The following is a 16,845-nucleotide window of genomic DNA, read 5'->3' on the forward strand; positions in this document are numbered from 1 at the left end:
AGTTCTTCACGACGTCGCTCCTTCGCTCCCGCGCGCCACCCTCGTGGCGAGCAGGCACGTTGTCAACAGCACCAGCAGGGCCACCGCGATCGGGGCGGTGACCAGCGGACCGGGCAGGTCGGGCGGTGGCACGGCGGTGCCGCCGTCGCCGAACACCGGCAGTACGCCGCGGGCCAGCGCCCACGACAGCGCCGCGGCCAGCAGGCCGATCAGGGTGCCCGTGAGCACCAGGGCGAACCGCCCACCCAGGTCCGCGCCGCGCAGCACCGCCGCGCGCACCCCCTGCCCGCGCAGGGCGGCCAGCCCTTCGTCGGTGCGGCCGCGTTCGAGCACCGCGGTGATCAGCAGGCCGCCCGCGGCGAACAGCACGCCGACCAGCGCGGCCGCGGCCAGGAACAGCATCGCCAGCGCGGGGGCCTGCTCCTCGTAGAGGTGCAACTGCCCGGCGGCGTCCCGCTCCCCGAGCACCTTCAGCCCGTTGGCCTCCAGGCGCTGGACGAGGTCCGCGGGCGCGTCGGCGGCCAGCCACACCTCGGGTTCCTGGGCGTCCGATTCGCCGCCCACCCGCAGGTCGGCGTACTCCAGATCGACCAGTGCGCCGTGCGCCCCGTGGCGGGGCACCAGGGGCAGGGTGCCCGCGCGGACGATCGGGACCCGCACCGTGCCGCCCGCGCCGAGCAGCTCGGGGGGCAGGTCGCCGGCGGCGACCAGGGGCAGCGGGTCGGGCGCGGGGTCGGCGGAGGCGCGCATGTCGGGGGTGAGCACGCTGTCCACCGACACCCGCAGGCCACCGGCCGCGGGGCCGATGTCGGGCACGGGCCGGGCGGCGCTGGTCTGCGGCAGCCGCCAGTGGTGGCCGGCCAGGTCCGCGCCGCTGAGCACCGTCTTGCCGGTGCGGTCGCGCAAATCGCCGACGGTCAGGTCGACCAGGTACCGCTTGGGCGTGTACAGGTCCACCGACAGCTGCCGGAGCTGGCAGGGGCCGGCCGCGCAGGCGGGTGTGGCGATCCGGTACGCGTGCGTGCCCGGCTTCAGCTTCTCCACCCGGACGCTGGACTGCGCGCCGCCGACGCCGACCAGGCGCAGGGTGAGGCCCGCCGTGGCGCCCGGCTCGATCCGGTCCAGCGTGACGGTGGCCTCGACCTCGGCAGCGGTCAGCGAGAGCGGCGTGACCTCGGCTGGCCGCAACTGCCGCGCCACCTCGGCCGGGGCCGTGGCACCGTACGCGTCCGGCCACAGCGCCACCGCCGGGAGCCGGGAGCTGTCCACCGCCAGCATCTTCGTCTCGGTGTTGACGTTGACCCGCATGGCCGCCATCGCGTACCGGCCGTCCGGGTCCGCGGTCCGCACCGCGTGCAGCAGGCTGGCCGCGGGCAGCGTCTCGACCCGCAGCACGCGGGCCGCGCCGACCTGCACCTCGGCCCGCTCGTGCCAGGCCTGCGCGGCCACGTCCCGGGCCGACAGCGCGAAGCCGAGCAGCCCGAACACGACGGTCAGCAGCACCACGACCCAGTGCGTGCCGCCGCCCCGGGCCAGCGTCAGCGCGGCCAGGCCGGTGCGCAACCGCCCGCGGCGCAATGCCCGCCGGCCCAGCCGTTCGGCGGGCACCCCGACCGCGCGGGCCGCGACCAAGCCCAGGCCCAGCGCGATGCACAACGGCGCGAGCAGCCCGATGCCGCCCGAACCGGTGTCCCCGCCCGCCGCGACCTGGTATCCGGCGACCAGCGCGAGCGCGCCGACCATCGCCTCGACGCCGCCGACCAGGCCGCCGCGGCGGCGCACCCGGGCCCGGCGCAGCAGACCGAGCACCGGTGTGGTCAGCGCCCGCACCTGCGCGAGGAGCCCGGCCAGCAGTGCCCCGAGCACGGCCACGGCGGTGTACAGCGCCGACGCCGGGTTCAGGTACACCGGCGGCGAGCCCGGCAGCGCGACGGCCGCGAGCAGCGCGGTCGCGGCGTACCCGAGCAGGTAGCCGGGGATCACGGCGACCAGCACCGGCACGGACGTCTCGGCGGTGGCCAGCCACCACCGGGTCCGGGCGGGCACGCCGCGCAGCGCGGTCAGGCCCAGCTCGCCGCGCCGCTGCTCGACGCCGCCGGCCACCGCGATGAACAGGACCAGCCAGCACAGCATCACCAGCGGCACGGCCGCCAGCAGCAGGCTCGACGCCAGCTGCTCCTCGCCGGCGCTGATCCGGGCGATGAGGTTGTCCACCTCGGTGTCCGTGCCGAAACCGCCCGCGTCCAGTTCCGACTCGGCGTCGCCGAGGTCGTCGCGCAGCCGGTCGGTGTCCTCGAACGCCGCCGGGGTGATCAGGAGGTCCACCATGCGCATCCGGCTGCCGTCGAGGGCCGCCACGGTGCGTTCGGTGGCGAACGCGGCGGGCTGATCCAGACCGGTGAGGACCTGCCGATCGCCCCAGTACGGGTCGTCGAGCCGGACCGGCTGGTAGAGGCCGACGACGGTGAGGCGCACCGGCGGGGGCGGGTCCTCGTCCTGCGGCCCGGCCGGCGGCGAGCGGAACTCCAGGTCCTGGCCGGGTAGCGCGGCGAGCTCGGAGGCGGCGTCCACGCGCAGCACGACCTCGCGCTCGCCGGTGGCGCACCGGCCCCGGACGATGACCAGGTGCTCGCAGATCCCGGTCCGGGTGGCCAGGAACATGCCCTGCTCGTTCTCCTCGCCCTGCTCGCCGGTGACGACGACCTGGGCCGAGGTGCCGCTGAGCGTGACCATGCCGGGCACGTACGGCCGCAGCGGCTGGTCGCCACCGCGCGGGTCGTCCGAGGTCTGCGCGGTGACGACCCGTTCGCCGACGGTGGCCGCGGCGACCTCGACGCCGCGCAGCGACACGGCGGCCGCGTCCTGGTAGAGCGGTCCCGCCGCGGCGGCGGCCGCGGCCAGTGCCGTCAGCAGCAGCGTGATCACGGCCAGGCCGCGCCGGGCCCGCACCATCGCCCACAGCAGCGCCGTCATCGCTGTCCCTCCGCGTTGCCGGGGCGGCCGGTGGTGGCCCTGACCAGAGAACGTCCCGCCGTCAGCGCGGCCACCAGCAGCACCAGCGTCGCCGCGGCGACCGCTGCCGCGACCAGCGCCAGACCGGGTCCCGGTGGTGCCAGCCCGCCGCTGGCGGTCAGCATCTGCCGGGCCGGGCCGCTGACGGCCCACGCCACGGCAGCCGTCAACGCACCCACCGGCGCGGCGATCCCGATCATCGCGAGGTTGCCGAGGCGGCCCGCGCGGGCGGCCGCACCGGCGGGCAGTCCCTGCGTACGCAGGGCCGCCAGCTCGGCCGACCGGTTACGGCGGTCCGTCGCCGCGAGCACGAGCACGGCCAGCGCCACCAGCAGCACGCTGAGCACCGCCGCGGCCAGGTGCAGCCGCAGCGCCAGTCCCGCGCCCTGCTCGCGGTAGCGGTCGACGCGCTCGCCGACCGCCTCGTCGCGCACCGGCACGAGGCCCACCGCGCGCAACCGGTCCACCGCGTCGGCCGGGGCGGCGTCGTTCAGCCACACCTGGAGCTGGATCGCGTTGTCCCGGCTGCCGCTGAGCCGGTCGGCGTTCTGCAGGTCGAACAAGGCCCCGTCGGCGCCCGCGCCCGGCAGCACCGGCGACACCCAGCGCAGGTCCACCGGCCGGGGCAGCGCCTGGAGCGGCTCGATCTCGGCCAGCTCGCCGGTGTGCGCCAGCCACGGCGGCCCGGCCGCGACCACCGGCAGCGGCACGGGCGCGTCGGACACGTACAGCCTGATGTCGGTGCTGATCTGGCGCGGGTCGCTGGGCACGTAGCGCAGGCTCACCCCGTCGTCGGAGTTGAGCACCGTGACCTCGCGCTCGGCGCCCATGTCGGCCCGCCACCGCGACGCCGCGCCGATCGCCCGGCCCTCCAGCAGGACCCGGTTCGGGCCGAGCTGGCGCAGGCCGCGCAGCGTGAAGCCGTCGGGTGAGACGGGGAAACTCAGCCAGTACAGCCGGCAACCGGGCGCGACCGCGCACGCCGGCAGGTCCAGCCGGTAGCTCGTACGCCCGGCCCCGTCTGCGATCTCGACCGCGCCGGTGACCGGCGCGCCGTCCGGCCCGACCAGAGCGGCGGTCAGCCGCATGGGGCCGTCGAACTCCGCCGTGGTCTCCACCTCGAACTCCAGCCCGCCACCGGCCACGATCACCGGGTCGCCCGCCGGGGCACGCAGCATCCGTGCCGCGTCGGCCGCGGACACGGTCGCACCGGCCGGCCAGAGCGCGACGGCGGCGAGCCGGGAGCTGTCCACCCCCAGCAAGGTCAGGTCCGGATCGTCCTGGCGGGTCACCGCCATGGCCCAGGTTCCCGCCGGGTCCGCCTTGGCGACCGCGGTCAGCAGCGCGGTACGCGACGGGGCGTACACGGTCAGCGCTCGTGGCGCGCCCAGCGCCAGTTCGGCGCGCTCCCGGGCCGCGTTCGCGGCCACGTCCCACGCGCTCACGGTGTATCCGACCAGGGCCACCGCGACGACGGTCAGCGCGACCAGGCGGTCCGCGCCGGGGCGGCGGGCCACCTGGAGTGCGGCGAGCCCGTGCGCCAGCTTGCCCCGGTGCAGGCGGGACGCGCCGAACCGGGTCGCCGCGGAGCGCACCACCCGGGCGGTGAGCAGGCCGACCACGATCGCCAGCAGCAGCGGCGCGAGCAGCGGCAGCCCGCCTTCCTGGCTGTCCGAGGCGTACGACTGCCCGATCGCGGCCAGGGCGACCACCGCCACGCCCAGCTCGACCAGCCCGACGCGGCGTCGCCGCCGGGTCGGCACCTGCCGCAGCCCCTCCATGAGCGAGCCGGAGAACACCCGGCGCTCGGCGACCGCGGCACTGATCATGACGACGAGCAGCGTGCCGCCGGCCGCCAGCAGCGCTCCCCGATCGAGCGCCACGTCCTGCGCCCGCGCGAACGTCGCCCAGGTCAGCAGCCGCACCAGCAGCCAGCCCAGCAGCACCCCGAACGGAGCCGCGATCAGCAGCACGAACGCCGTCGGGCCGAGCGCGAGCAGCGCCCGGTGCCGGGGCGGCACTCCGCGCAGCAGGCCCAGCGCCAGCTCGCTGCGGCGCTCCGAGGCGGTGTAGCCGATCGCCATCAGCAGCACGAACCAGCACACGACCAGCAGCTGCACCGCGCCCAGCGGGGCGGCCAGGCTCAGCACCTGTCGGGTCTCCTCGATGCGCTGCAGCAGCCGCGGCAGGCCGTTGTCGATCCGTACGCCGACCAGCCCCATCCCCGGCTTGACCACCTCGGTCAGCCCGTCGAGGTTGCCGGCCGTGAACGCCTCGTCCCCGGCGACCATGTCGACGGTCGCGACCAGCGTGGTCGCCTGGAGTTCGGCCACCGTCGGCGCGGCGACGAACATCGGGTTGCCGACGCGCTGCGGCCGCGGCGTGTAGTCAACCCGGCCCGCCCAGTACGGGTCGCCGCCGGCCAGCGGGCCCGCGGGGTCGTACACCCCGACCACGCGCAGCGTCACCGGCTCCGGAGCCTTGTGCGCCTGGTAGGTGAACTCGCCGCCGGTGCTCAGCCCGAGCCGCTGCGCGGTGGGTTCGCTGATCGCCACCTCGCCTGCGGCGGCCGGGCAGGTCCCGGCGGTGAACACCAGGTGCTCGCACACGTCCGCGCGCATGGACAGCGGCGCGTCGACCGGGGACACGCCCGGCACCCGCCCGTCGGCGTGCACCGCGACGATCTCGGTCAGCCCGCTGCCGTCGGTGCGCTCGGCGACCTGGCCGCGCAGGCTGTCGAGCTGGGAGGTGTACCCGTTCGCCGCGGCGATCTCGGCGGTGAAGGTGATGGCCCGTTCGGCCGCGGTGGCCGCGCGCAGCTCGGCGGCGACCACGGCGCGGTCGGCGGCGGAGGCGTAGAGCGGCGCGGCGGTCCCGGCGGCGACCGCCAGCACGGCGAGCACGGCCAGGGTGACGGCCTGGCTGCGGCGGCTCGCCAGCACGCCGAGCACCAAGCGAAGCATGCGCTACCTCTTCGGGGATTCCCGTCATGGCGCGGGGAGCGCTTCCACGGGCAGCGGATCAGGGGTGGGGCCCGGCGTGATCAAGCCTGACCGGGGGTGGCGCCGGGCGCGATCAGGTCCGCACCGGGGTGGGGTCAGGCGCGGACCAGCTCGGCAGCGCCGTCGAGCAGGTGGAGTTCGGCGTCGCAGGCCGCGGCGGCCTCCAGGTCGTGGGTGGCCAGCACGACGCAGGCGCCCCGGTCGGCCTCGGCGCGCAGCAGGTCGAGCACGCGGGCGCGGTTGGCGGCGTCCAGCTCGCTGGTGACCTCGTCGGCCAGCAGCACCGCGCCGGACAGGGCCAGGCCGCGGGCGATCGCCGTACGCTGCTGCTGGCCGCCGGACAGCTCCTCGACGAGTTGCCCCGCCTGCGCGGACAGGCCGACGTGCTCCAGCGACTCGGCCGTGGCCCGGCGGGCGTCCTCCGGGGAGAACCCATTGGCCACGAGCACGACCTGCACGTTCTCGCCCGCGGTGAGGATGGTGGCGAGGCCGTTGTCCTGGGGGATGAGCACCACCCGGCGCGACACCGCGTCGTCGCGGTCGCGCAGCGGCTTGCCGTCCACCGCCACCGCGCCGCTGACCGGGCGCAGCACCCCGGCCATGGCCCGCAGCAGCGTCGTCTTGCCCGCGCCGGACGGGCCGGTCACCGCGAGCATGCGGCCCGCCTGGGCCGCCACGGACACGTCACGCAGCACCGGCGCTCCGGCGGTGTACTCCACCGTCACGCGGTCCACTTCCAGCGACGACGTCATCGCCGCGCTCCCCTCGCCGAATCGGGTCGTGCGCACCCTCGCGGCTACCGGAGATCGCTCTCAGCGAGAGGCGGCCCTGGAGATCGGCAAGAGTCCGGTAGTAGTCACGCGCAGCACCGAGATCCGGTTGTCACCGCCCCTTACCGTTTCCACATCCCGAGAGAAACTTTCACACCCACCCCACCACCCGACCCGCCCCGCGCCTGGCGCGGCCCCTCCTTCCGCAACTCTTAAAGAGTCGCGGCCCGGACGGCTCCCTGAAGCCGCAACTCGTTAAGAGTTGCGGCGCGAGCGGCGCGGCGCGAGCGGCGCGGGGCGGGGCGGTGAGGGCGGGGCGGTGAGGGCGGGGCGGGAGGCCGGGTGGGTCACAGGGCGAGGGCGGCGCGGGCGTAGGCCAGCACGTCGGGGCCGTCCCAGCGGAGGGCGGACAGACCGGCGACGCGGGCGCCGCGGATGTTGCGGTCGGTGTCGTCGAGGAACAGGCACTGGTCCGGCGGGGTCTCCAGGGCCAGGCAGGCGGCCTTGAAGAACTCCTTGGTCGGCTTGTGCACGCCCAGCTCCGCCGAGGAGACGATCGCGTCGAAGTCGTCCTTGAGGCCCAGCGCCGCCAGGTCGTCGTGCAGGTCGTCGGTGGCGTTGGTGGCGAGGCCGACCTTGCGCCCGGCGGCACGCACCTCGCGGACGAAGGACAGCACGGTCTGGTCGACATACCCGGGGTAGGCGTCCCATTCGGTCAGCGCCGCGGCGGGTGCTCCGGTGTGCGCCGCGATCGCGTCCAGCCACTGCTGCCGGGTCCAGTGACCGGTGATCGCCGGCAACTGGCGGGCCCATTCCAGGCCGGACTCCAGCAGCCGGGCGGGGGCGATGCCGTGCCGGTCCTCGAAGTCGCCGTAGGCGGAGGGATCGAAGTGCCGCAGCACGCCGTCGAAGTCGATCAGCAGGGCCTCGGCCGGCCGACGCCTCATGCGGACTCGCCTTTCAGACGCTGGCTGATCACCTCGGTCACACCGTTGCGCATGGTCACGCCGTACAGGGCGTCGGCGACCTCCATGGTGCGCTTCTGGTGCGTGATGATGATCAGCTGGCTGCGCGAGCGCAGCTCCTGGAACAGGGTGATCAGTCGGCCGAGGTTGACGTCGTCGAGCGCCGCCTCCACCTCGTCCATGATGTAGAAGGGACTGGGGCGGGCGCGGAAGATCGCGCACAGCATCGCCACCGCGGTCAGCGAGCGCTCGCCGCCCGACAGCAGCGACAGCCGCTTGATCTTCTTGCCCGGCGGGCGCGCCTCGACCTCGACGCCGGTGGTGAGCATGTTGTCCGGGTCGGTCAGCACGAGCCGGCCCTCGCCGCCCGGGAACAGGATCGGGAAGACCACCTGGAACTCGCGCGCGGTGTCCTCGAACGCGGTGGTGAACACCTCCAGGATGCGGTCGTCCACGTCCTTGACCACGGTGAGCAGGTCCTTGCGCGTCGCCTTGAGGTCTTCGAGCTGGTCGGAGAGGAACTTGTAGCGCTCCTCCAGCGCCGCGAACTCCTCCAGCGCCAGCGGGTTGACCTTGCCGAGCAGCCCCAGGTCGCGCTCGGCCTTGGCGGCGCGCTTCTCCTGGATGGCCCGGTCGTACGGCTCCGGCTCGGCGAGGTCCGCGGAACCGAGCATGATCACCGGCACCGGGACCTGGGGACCGTACTCGCCGAGCAGGGTCTCCACGTCCAGCGAGAACTCCTCGGCGGCGCGGGTCTCCAGCTGCTCGATGCGCATGCGCTGCTCGGCGCGGGCCACCTCGTCGCGGTGCACCTCGGAGGTGAGCCGGTTCAGGTCGTCGCCGAGCCGTTTCGCGCCGTTGCGCACCTGCGCCAGCTCGGCCTCCCGGGCCGTACGCGCCTCGGCGATGGTGTCCCGCCGCTCGGCGGCCTCCTCCAGCGCCACGTTCAGCCTGGTCAGCACCTCACGGGTGCCGGACTCGACGGCCTTGGCCACGGCGGCCCCGCGCTCGCGGGCCGCCCGGCGGGCGGCGGCCCGCGCCCGGGCGGCGCGCTCGCCGGCGGCCTGGCGCAGCAGCGAGTCGGCCCGGCCGGCGATCTGCGAGACGCGCTCCTCGGCGGTGCGCACCGCGAGGCGCACCTCGACCTCGTTCTGCCGGGCCTGCGGCACCAGCGCGGCGAGCTGGTCGCGCTCGGCGGTGGACGGGTCCTCGTCGACCGGCACCGCCTCGGCGGCCATCAGCCGCTCCTCCAGCTCGGCCAGGTGGACCAGGTCCTGCTCGCGGGCGGCGACGGCCTTGTCCCGGGAGGCGGCCAGGCGCTGCGCCTCGGCCTGCGCGGACCGGGCGGCGGCGCTGACCTCGGCCAGGCGGCGGGCGGCGGCGTTGCGCTCGCCCTCGGCGGCGCGCTTGGCGGCGGCGGCCTCGTCCACGGCACGTTTGCGCCCGGTGGCGAGCTCGCGGGCCTCGGCGATCTCCTCGCGCAGGACGGCGATCGCCTCCTCGGCCGCGGCACGCTTGGCGCGGGCCTCGTCGACGGCCGCCTGCACCTCGATGTAGCTGGGGGCCTTGGCCGAGCCGCCGGCCCCGGCGAACGCGCCGACCAGGTCGCCCTCGGCGGTCACCGCGCGCAGCGACGGGTGCGCGGCGACCAGCGCGGACGCGGCACGCAGGTCGGCGACCAGCACCACGTCGCGCAGCGCGCTGGTGATCGCGGGGCGGATGGTGTCGGCACAGCGCACCACGTCCAGCACCCAGCGGGCGCCGGGCGGCAGCGCCACGTCAGGGCGCGACTGCGGGGTCGGCGTGCCGATCAGCAGCGACGCCCGGCCCGCATCCTGGATCTTGAGCAGCCGCATCGCCTCGGTCGCCTCGTCGACGCCGGACACCGCGACCGCGTCGGCCAGCGCGCCCAGCGCCGCGGCCAGCGCCGCCTCGCAGCCGGGCTCGACGGCCAGCAACGACGCGACGCTGCCCAGCAGGCCGGGCACCTCGCCGCCGCGAGCCAGCAGCGCACCGGCACCGTCCTTGCGGTTGAGGCCGAGCGCGAGCGCCTCCTCGCGGGCCTTCCAGCCGGTGGCCTCCTTCTCGGCGGCGCGCTCGGCGTCGGAGGCGCGCTTGACCGCCGCGTTGGCCTCCTCGTACGCGGCGACCGCGACGGCGTGGGCGGTGTCCAGGTCGGCGTTGTCGCGGTCGGCGTCGGAGGTCTGCTCGGCGACGGCTTCCACCTGCTCCTGTGCGGCCTCGGCCCGCATCGCGGCGTCGCCGTACGCCGTGGACAGGCGCTCGATCTCCTCCGACGCGGTCGCGGTACGCGTACGCGCGGAGTTGACCTGGCCGGACAGCTTGGCCATGCCCTCGCGCCGGTCCGCGATCGCCTTCACGGCGGCGACCAGTGCGCGTTCGGCTCCGGCGAGCTGGCGCTCCAGCTCCTGGCGGCGCTCGACGGCCTCGGCCAGGCGCACCTGGTCCTCGGTGAGCGCCTCGCGGAGCGCCTCCTCCTGCTCGCGCACCGCCTCGGCCTCGGCCTCCAGCCGCTCCGGGTCGCGGCCGGGCCGCTCGTCCTCGGTCGGCGCGGCCAGGTGGCGGTGGCGTTCGGCGGCCAGCTGGGCGGTGGAGCGGAAGCGCTCCTGCAGCGCGGAGAGCTGGTACCAGACGTCCTGGGCCTGGGTCAGCGCGGGCGCGTCGGCGGCGTGCGCCTGCTCCAGCACCGACAGCCGCAGCTGGACCTGCTCGTACTCCTCCTCGACCAGCTCCCGCCGGGTGCGCAGGGCCGCCTCGTCGGCGACCTCCTTGTCCAGGGTCGTGCGCAGCGTGAACAGGTCGTCGGCGAGCAGCCGCAGCCGGGCGTCGCGCAGGTCGGCCTGGATGGTCGCGGCGCGGCGGGCCACCTCGGCCTGCCGGCCCAGCGGCTTGAGCTGGCGGCGCAGCTCGTCGGTGAGGTCGGTGACGCGGTTCAGGTTGGCCTGCATCGCGTCGAGCTTGCGCAGCGCCTTCTCTTTGCGCTTGCGGTGCTTGAGGACGCCCGCGGCCTCCTCGATGAACGAGCGGCGGTCCTCGGGCCGGGCATGCAGCACGCTGTCGAGCCGGCCCTGGCCGACGATGACGTGCATCTCGCGGCCGATACCGGAGTCGGACAGCAGCTCCTGGATGTCCATCAGGCGGCAGGCGTCGCCGTTGATCTCGTACTCGCTCTCGCCGGAGCGGAACATCCGGCGGGTGATCGAGACCTCGGTGTAGTCGATCGGCAGCGCGCCGTCGGCGTTGTCGATGGTGAGGGTGACCTCGGCGCGCCCCAGCGGCTGCCGGCCGGACGTGCCGGCGAAGATCACGTCTTCCATCTTGCCGCCGCGCAGCGCCTTGGCGCCCTGCTCGCCGAGCACCCACGAGATCGCGTCCACCACGTTGGACTTGCCGGAGCCGTTCGGGCCCACCACACAGGTGATGCCCGGCTCCAGCCGCAGCGTGGTCGCGGAGGCGAAGGACTTGAAGCCCTTCACCGTCAGGCTCTTGAGGTGCACGGCGCTCCGAAAATGATCATCAGCGATCCCGCCGGTCGGCGGGTGGCACATGCTATCCGGTCAAAGCTGCAGGGTACCCAACAGGAGATCGGCCACCGGACGCGCCGCCGTTGCCGCCGCTGTCGTATGCCCAACCCTGCCGGACGGTTAAACCGCCGCGGGCACCCGTTCGGCCCGGCACATGAAAAAGCGCGCCGCCACAGGAGTGGAGGCGCGCATAAGGACTGGTGCACTGTGGCGACGCCGGCAGAAGCGGCGGTCGGCCACGGTCCCGCTCACGCGGGATTTGTTCAGGTCAGAGCCGGCTCGGCAATGCGGAAGAAGTCGTCAGCCTCGGCAGCAGCCGCCGCCAGCCGATCGTTCTCCGCACGCAACCGGGTTACCTCGAACTCCAGTGCCCGCACCGTGGCACGCAACCGGGTGACCTCGTCGAGCATACGCCGATCTGGCGCAGCGGCGACGTGGCCATAGAGGGCCTTCGCCATATCGTCTCCTTGTGAAGCGCTGCCGGTTCGCCGGCCAAACGCGCGCCCAGTTATTCGCGACTCCCGGCCCGTGCCATCCGGAATGTTTCTCCGGATATGGCTGGCGAGCGCGGTCGGGCGCGACTGGCGACGTATCCATACTCCGCCGATACGCCCGTAACGTCAAGTTGCCCTGCGCCACACATCACGGAAGGTGTCGACAGGCGACAAACCGCCCCGGCTTGCTAGCGTCAGACGGTGGCACCTCGTGGCCGTTACGCCGGCCGGCATCGTGCGCGTCTGCGGTTGCTGCCCGCGCTGGTCGGCTCGGGCGCGCTGCTCGTCGCCCTGGTCGGCGGCGCGCTGGTGTTGAGCGGACCGTCCGCCGTCCCCGCCCCGGCCGGGGGATCGCCCACCGTGGGCGCGGCCGATGTCACCGGTTCGGATGACACCGCGGCCGCCCTTTACGGTGACACTCCGTCATCACGGATCACCCCGGCGGGGTCGCCGCCCGTGTCCCCGAGATCGGCAGCCGCCGTTCCGGACACGTCCGCCGCGAATCGGCCCGCCGCCGCCCGGGCCGCCGTCCCCGCCCCGCGGACCAGTCCCGAGAGTGACCGGATCACCGCCTTGGAAAGCCTCGTCGCCGTCCTGATCAACCGCGAACGCGACCGGGCCGGCTGCGGACGGCTGCACACCGACACGCAGATGGCCGAGGCGGCCCGCCGGCACAGCACCGACATGGCGCGGTACGACTACTTCAGCCACACCGGGCGCAACGGCAGCAGCTTCGTCGACCGCCTGGAGGACGCCGGCTACCCCCGCCGGCACGCGGCAGGCGAGAACATCGCCTACGGCTACTCGACCGCCCAGGCCGTCGTGGACGCGTGGATGGCCAGCACCGGGCACCGCAACAACATCCTGAACTGCGACGCGCGGGCGACCGGCGTGGGCCTGGCCTACCAGGAGCGACGGGCGTACTGGACGCAGGAGTTCGGCCGCGAGTAGTGGCGGCGGGAGTCGGTCGGCTAGCCGACAGTCACTTCCGGGCAGTCGCGGCACACCGATATCGGTCGTTGTACGAGCGTGACCCCCCTGCTCCCACTTCCCGCACATCCCCAGCTGAACCCGGAGCTGTGGGCGACGATCGAGGCCGCCGGCGTCGGCGCGACCGTCCTGCTGAACATCGACGCCGGACCCGGCAGCGGGCTCGACCCGACCTGGACGGCGGCGACCACCCGGCTGGTCCGCGCCGGCGCCGGGCTGCTCGGCTACGTCGACCTGGCCTTCGGCGCGCGCCCGGCCGAGCAGGTGCGGGCCGAGCTCGGCCGCTGGGCCGGCTACCCGGTCCGGGGTGTCTTCTTCGACCAGGCTCCGACCAGCCCGTACTCGATCGGCCCGGTCGCCGTCGCGGTGCGCGCGGCCCGCCGGATCGGCTTCGACACGCTGCTGGTGAACCCGGGCCGCCCCACCGACTCCATCTACCGGGGCCTGGGCGCGGTGCTGTGCACCTTCGAGGGCCCCTGGGACCGTTACCGGCACGGCACCGAGGAGGGCGTACGGCCCGGTGACGCGCACCTGGTGCACTCGGTGCCGCTGGACCAGATCGCGGCCTGCCACGAGCTGATGCGCGGCCGGGGCGCGCGGTTCGGCCTGGCCACCCACGAGGCGTCCATCCACGGGGCGTCCGCGGTCGTGCCGGTGCCGGTGTAGCCGTGCGGATCGCGGGGGCCCGCGTCCCGGTCAGCGCGATGGTCGCGCTCGGCTGCGTCGCCTGTGCCACACCGGCCCGGCCGACCCACTGGTACGACGCCCCGCCGCCGGCCGCCGTACCCGATCGGCTGCGCTGGCAGTGGTCGCTGGCCGCGCCGCCGCAGCCCGCCGCCGCCGACGTGTTCGTGCTGGACGGGTTCACCACCGCCGCGGCCACGGTCGAGGACCTGCACCACGCCCGCCGCCGGGCGGTCTGCTACCTGCCGCTGGCCGAGGTCGAGCGCGACCGGCCCGACGCGGCGCGCTTCCCCGCCGAGATGACCAGCGCGGCCGGCCGGGTGCGCTGGGACGCCCCGGAGGGCGAGCTGCGCACCCGGATCACGCCCATCCTCACCGACCGGCTGCGGCTGTGCCGGGACAAGGGCTTCGACGCCGCGGTACTGGACCAGCTGGCCGGCGCGCCGCACAGCGTCGTCGACGAGCTGATCACGCAGGCGCACCGGCTGTCGCTGCCGGTCGGCCTGCTCGACGCCGAGCACGCCGACGCCGACCTGACCGTCCCGGACTCGCCGGACCGGCCGCCGGGCTGAGCCTCAGGCCCGGCCCACCTACCGCGGCCTGGGCTGGCAGCGCGGGCACGAGAACGACGAGCGGTTCATGAACTGCTCGCGCCGGATCGGCGACCCGCACCGCGAGCACGGCTCGCCCTCGCGCCCGTACGCGTTGAGCGAGCGGTCGAAGTAGCCCGACTCGCCGTTGACGTTCACGTACAGCGCGTCGAAGGTCGTGCCGCCCACCGCGATGGCCTCGCCGAGCACGTCGCGCACGTGCCCGAGCAGCCGCGAGGCGGCCGGCTTGGTCAGCTCGTCACTGGGCCGCTCGCCGTGCAGTTTCGCCCGCCACAGCGCCTCGTCGGCGTAGATGTTGCCGACCCCCGAGATCAGCGTCTGGTCGAGCAGCGCCCGCTTGACGGCAGTGCGTCTGCGCCGCAGCGCGGCCAGGAAGTCGGCCTCGACGAACGCGGCGTCCATCGGGTCCAGCGCGATGTGCGCGATCTCCGCCGGCAGCGTCGCGCCGCCCGGCGAGACCGCCAGCCCGCCGAAGGTGCGCTGGTCGACGAAGCGCAGCTGCGGGCCGTCGTCGCTGAAGTCGAACCGGATGTGCAGGTGCTTCTCCTCCGGCGCGTCGGCGGGCTGCACCAGCAGCTGGCCGGACATGCCGAGGTGGCCGACGACCGCGTCCCCGCTGTCCAGCGGCAGCCACAGGTACTTTCCCCGGCGGCGGGCTTCGGTGATCGTGCGCCCGGCCAGCACGTCGGCGAAGTCCTGCGCCCCGGCCGGGTGGCGGCGCACGGCACGCGGGTGCCGCACCTCCACCGTGGCGATGGTGCGGCCGACGACCCAGCGGGCCAGCCCGCTGCGGACCGTCTCGACCTCGGGCAACTCGGGCATGACTCCAGCCTCCCTCGCCGGCCGCCGCGCGTGGCGGCAGCGGAGCAGTGACGACGCGTTTCGCCCGGCCGTGACCCGGGCGTCGCTCACATCATGAACAACCTCACCGACGTTCCCGCCGGTGGCGGCCTCAGGCCTCCCGGGCCTCGGGGTGGGAGATGTCCACGGCGCGGTGCGACAGCAGCTTCCAGGCGTCCTCGGCGGCACGCTGCTCGGCGTCCTTCTTGGTGCGGCCGGTGACCCCGCCGAAGCGCTCGCCGCCGACGACCGCCCAGGCGGTGAACATCTTGGCGTGGTCGGGGCCCTGCTCCTCGATGGCGTACTCGGGCACGCCCCAGCCGTGCGCGGAGGTCAGCTCCTGCAGGCTCGTCTTCCAGTCCAGGGACGCGCCCCGGCGCGCGGACTCCGCCATCAGCGGGTCGAACAGCGCGCGGACCACCTCGGCGGCCTTCTCCATGCCGTGTTCGAGGTAGATCGCGCCCAGCAGCGCCTCGAGCGTGTCGGCGAGGATCGACTCCTTGTCGCGCCCGCCGGTGGTCTCCTCGCCCTTGCCGAGCAGCAGGTGCCGGCCGATGCCGTCACCGCCGAGGGAACGGGCCACCCCGGCCAGGGCGCGCGAGTTCACCACGCTGGCCCGCAGCTTCGCCAGGCGGCCTTCGGGCAGGTCGGGGTGAGCTTCGTACAGCGAGGCGGTGATGACGACGCCCAGCACGGCGTCGCCGAGGAACTCCAGCCGCTCGTTGGTGGGCAGCCCGCCGTGCTCGTACGCGTACGAGCGGTGGGTCAGCGCCCGCTCCAGCAGCTCGGGCTCCAGCGTCACGCCGAACGCCGCGGCGAGATCGGCCGCAGCGGCCTCCGCGGACCGCTCGGCGGCACGCGGATCCTGGGACGGCTTCGAGGCCATCAGTCACTCCCCTCCCGGCGGCTGAGGGGCAGCACAGGTACGGCGACGTCGCCGGCTGGTGAGAACCAGCCGGCGACGTGACGTTTCACAGCTTCCCGGATACACCGGGATCGCCTGAGACTCAGACCTCGAGAACCTGGCGGCCGTTGTAGGTGCCGCACACGCTGCACGCGGCGTGCGGCAGCTTGGCCGACTTGCACTGCGGGCAGGCGACGGTCGCGACCGCGCTCACCTTCCACTGCGCCCGGCGGTGACGGGTGTTGCTGCGCGACATCTTGCGCTTCGGGACTGCCACTGTCTTACTCCTCAGTAGTAGTCGGCTGGTCGCCGACCATTATCTCGGTACGGCCGCAGCCGTCGTACCCGGGTCTCGGCCCCCACCGCGGCGAACGCGGCGGGCACATCACCGATCTAGGGCGCCGGCTCGGCCGGCTCGTCCGGCCCTGAAGAGCCGGTCAGCTTGCCCAACTTCGCCCAGCGCGGGTCGATCTGCTCGTGGGAGTGATCCTCGGGCAGGTCGTCCCAGCGCGCCCCGCATTCGGAGCACAGCCCTGGGCAGTCCTCTCGGCACAGCGGGTTGACCGGCAACGCCAGCACCACCGCGTCCCGCAGCGTCGGCTCAAGGTCGATCATGTCGTCCTGGAGCCGGCCCACCTCGTCCTCGTCCGTGGTCTCGTCCGTGGCGCTGTCCGCATACGCGAAAAGCTCCTGGATGTTCACGGTCAGCGGCTCGCCGATGTCGGCGAGGCAGCGGGCGCACTCGCCCGTCACCTCACCGGAGACGGTCCCGGAGACGAGCACGCCCTCCGACACCGACTCCAGCCGCAGATCCAGCGTCAGGTCCGCGCCCTCGGGCACACCGATCAGCTGAAGACCCAGCTCAGCCGGTGCCGGCACCACCCGATGGACGGCACGCATCGACCCCGCGCCTCGCGGCAGGTCCCGAGTGTCGAGGACGAGCGGAGCGCGCGGGTCGAGGTGCTTCGTCGAGTGTGCAGACATGAGCTTTCACTGGGCAGGTGGATGGAGGCCGTCATCGCAGGCCG

At 74.5% G+C, this 16,845-nt stretch carries 13 protein-coding genes; 3 read left to right on the forward strand and 10 right to left on the reverse strand.

Features of this window, described 5'->3' with window-relative positions; all coding sequences use genetic code 11:
- Positions 1 to 6: 6 nt before the first annotated feature.
- The 6 genes from ACFQO7_RS16465 to ACFQO7_RS16490 all read right to left on the reverse strand — a co-directional run bounded on the left by ACFQO7_RS16465 (position 7) and on the right by ACFQO7_RS16490 (position 11,752).
- Positions 7 to 2,973: an FtsX-like permease family protein gene (locus tag ACFQO7_RS16465; protein WP_376807133.1), complete on the reverse strand. Its 2,967-nt coding sequence runs from the start codon at positions 2,971 to 2,973 to the stop codon at positions 7 to 9.
- Positions 2,970 to 5,975 carry a hypothetical protein gene (locus ACFQO7_RS16470; protein WP_376807134.1) on the reverse strand — a complete coding sequence of 1,002 codons (3,006 nt, stop codon included), beginning with the start codon at positions 5,973 to 5,975 and terminating at the stop codon, positions 2,970 to 2,972. The genes ACFQO7_RS16465 and ACFQO7_RS16470 overlap by 4 nt, the downstream gene beginning before the upstream one ends.
- Positions 5,976 to 6,109: 134 nt before the next feature.
- A complete protein-coding gene (locus ACFQO7_RS16475) occupies positions 6,110 to 6,766 on the reverse strand; it encodes an ABC transporter ATP-binding protein (protein WP_360520448.1) in 657 nt (218 codons plus the stop codon).
- Positions 6,767 to 7,131: 365 nt separating this feature from the next.
- On the reverse strand, positions 7,132 to 7,731 hold the full coding sequence (locus tag ACFQO7_RS16480; protein ID WP_376807135.1) for an HAD-IA family hydrolase: 600 nt from the start codon (positions 7,729 to 7,731) through the stop codon (positions 7,132 to 7,134).
- Positions 7,728 to 11,267 (reverse strand): chromosome segregation protein SMC, encoded by a 3,540-nt coding sequence (smc, locus tag ACFQO7_RS16485; protein ID WP_376807136.1) that lies wholly within the window; start codon positions 11,265 to 11,267, stop codon positions 7,728 to 7,730. Before smc ends, ACFQO7_RS16480 begins: the two co-directional genes overlap by 4 nt.
- A gap of 290 nt (positions 11,268 to 11,557) precedes the next feature.
- Entirely contained in the window at positions 11,558 to 11,752 is a 195-nt protein-coding gene (locus tag ACFQO7_RS16490) for a hypothetical protein (RefSeq protein ID WP_203694320.1), read from the reverse strand.
- A gap of 237 nt (positions 11,753 to 11,989) precedes the next feature.
- On the opposite strand from ACFQO7_RS16490, the gene ACFQO7_RS16495 reads away from it, so the two are divergent.
- The 3 genes from ACFQO7_RS16495 (at position 11,990) to ACFQO7_RS16505 (ending at position 14,034) form a co-directional block, all read left to right on the forward strand.
- Complete coding sequence (locus ACFQO7_RS16495; RefSeq protein ID WP_376807137.1) at positions 11,990 to 12,739, forward strand: CAP domain-containing protein; 750 nt, start codon at positions 11,990 to 11,992, stop codon at positions 12,737 to 12,739.
- Between the two features lie 78 nt (positions 12,740 to 12,817).
- A complete protein-coding gene (locus ACFQO7_RS16500) occupies positions 12,818 to 13,444 on the forward strand; it encodes a spherulation-specific family 4 protein (protein ID WP_203694319.1) in 627 nt (208 codons plus the stop codon).
- A gap of 2 nt (positions 13,445 to 13,446) precedes the next feature.
- Positions 13,447 to 14,034, forward strand: coding sequence for an endo alpha-1,4 polygalactosaminidase (locus ACFQO7_RS16505; RefSeq protein ID WP_376807138.1), 588 nt, complete (start codon positions 13,447 to 13,449; stop codon positions 14,032 to 14,034).
- Between the two features lie 18 nt (positions 14,035 to 14,052).
- Here ACFQO7_RS16505 and mutM read toward each other — a convergent pair whose 3' ends face one another.
- The 4 genes from mutM to ACFQO7_RS16525 all read right to left on the reverse strand — a co-directional run bounded on the left by mutM (position 14,053) and on the right by ACFQO7_RS16525 (position 16,801).
- Positions 14,053 to 14,895, reverse strand: a complete 843-nt coding sequence (gene mutM / locus ACFQO7_RS16510) for a bifunctional DNA-formamidopyrimidine glycosylase/DNA-(apurinic or apyrimidinic site) lyase (protein WP_376807139.1) — start codon at positions 14,893 to 14,895, stop codon at positions 14,053 to 14,055.
- A gap of 130 nt (positions 14,896 to 15,025) precedes the next feature.
- Positions 15,026 to 15,799 carry a ribonuclease III gene (rnc, locus tag ACFQO7_RS16515; RefSeq protein WP_361042957.1) on the reverse strand — a complete coding sequence of 258 codons (774 nt, stop codon included), beginning with the start codon at positions 15,797 to 15,799 and terminating at the stop codon, positions 15,026 to 15,028.
- Positions 15,800 to 15,920: 121 nt separating this feature from the next.
- Positions 15,921 to 16,094, reverse strand: coding sequence for a 50S ribosomal protein L32 (gene rpmF / locus ACFQO7_RS16520; RefSeq protein ID WP_120318486.1), 174 nt, complete (start codon positions 16,092 to 16,094; stop codon positions 15,921 to 15,923).
- A gap of 116 nt (positions 16,095 to 16,210) precedes the next feature.
- Entirely contained in the window at positions 16,211 to 16,801 is a 591-nt protein-coding gene (locus ACFQO7_RS16525; RefSeq protein ID WP_361042959.1) for a YceD family protein, read from the reverse strand.
- Between the last annotated feature and the right edge of the window lie 44 nt (positions 16,802 to 16,845).

The organism is Catellatospora aurea (assembly GCF_042663325.1).
Classification (GTDB): domain Bacteria; phylum Actinomycetota; class Actinomycetes; order Mycobacteriales; family Micromonosporaceae; genus Catellatospora; species Catellatospora aurea.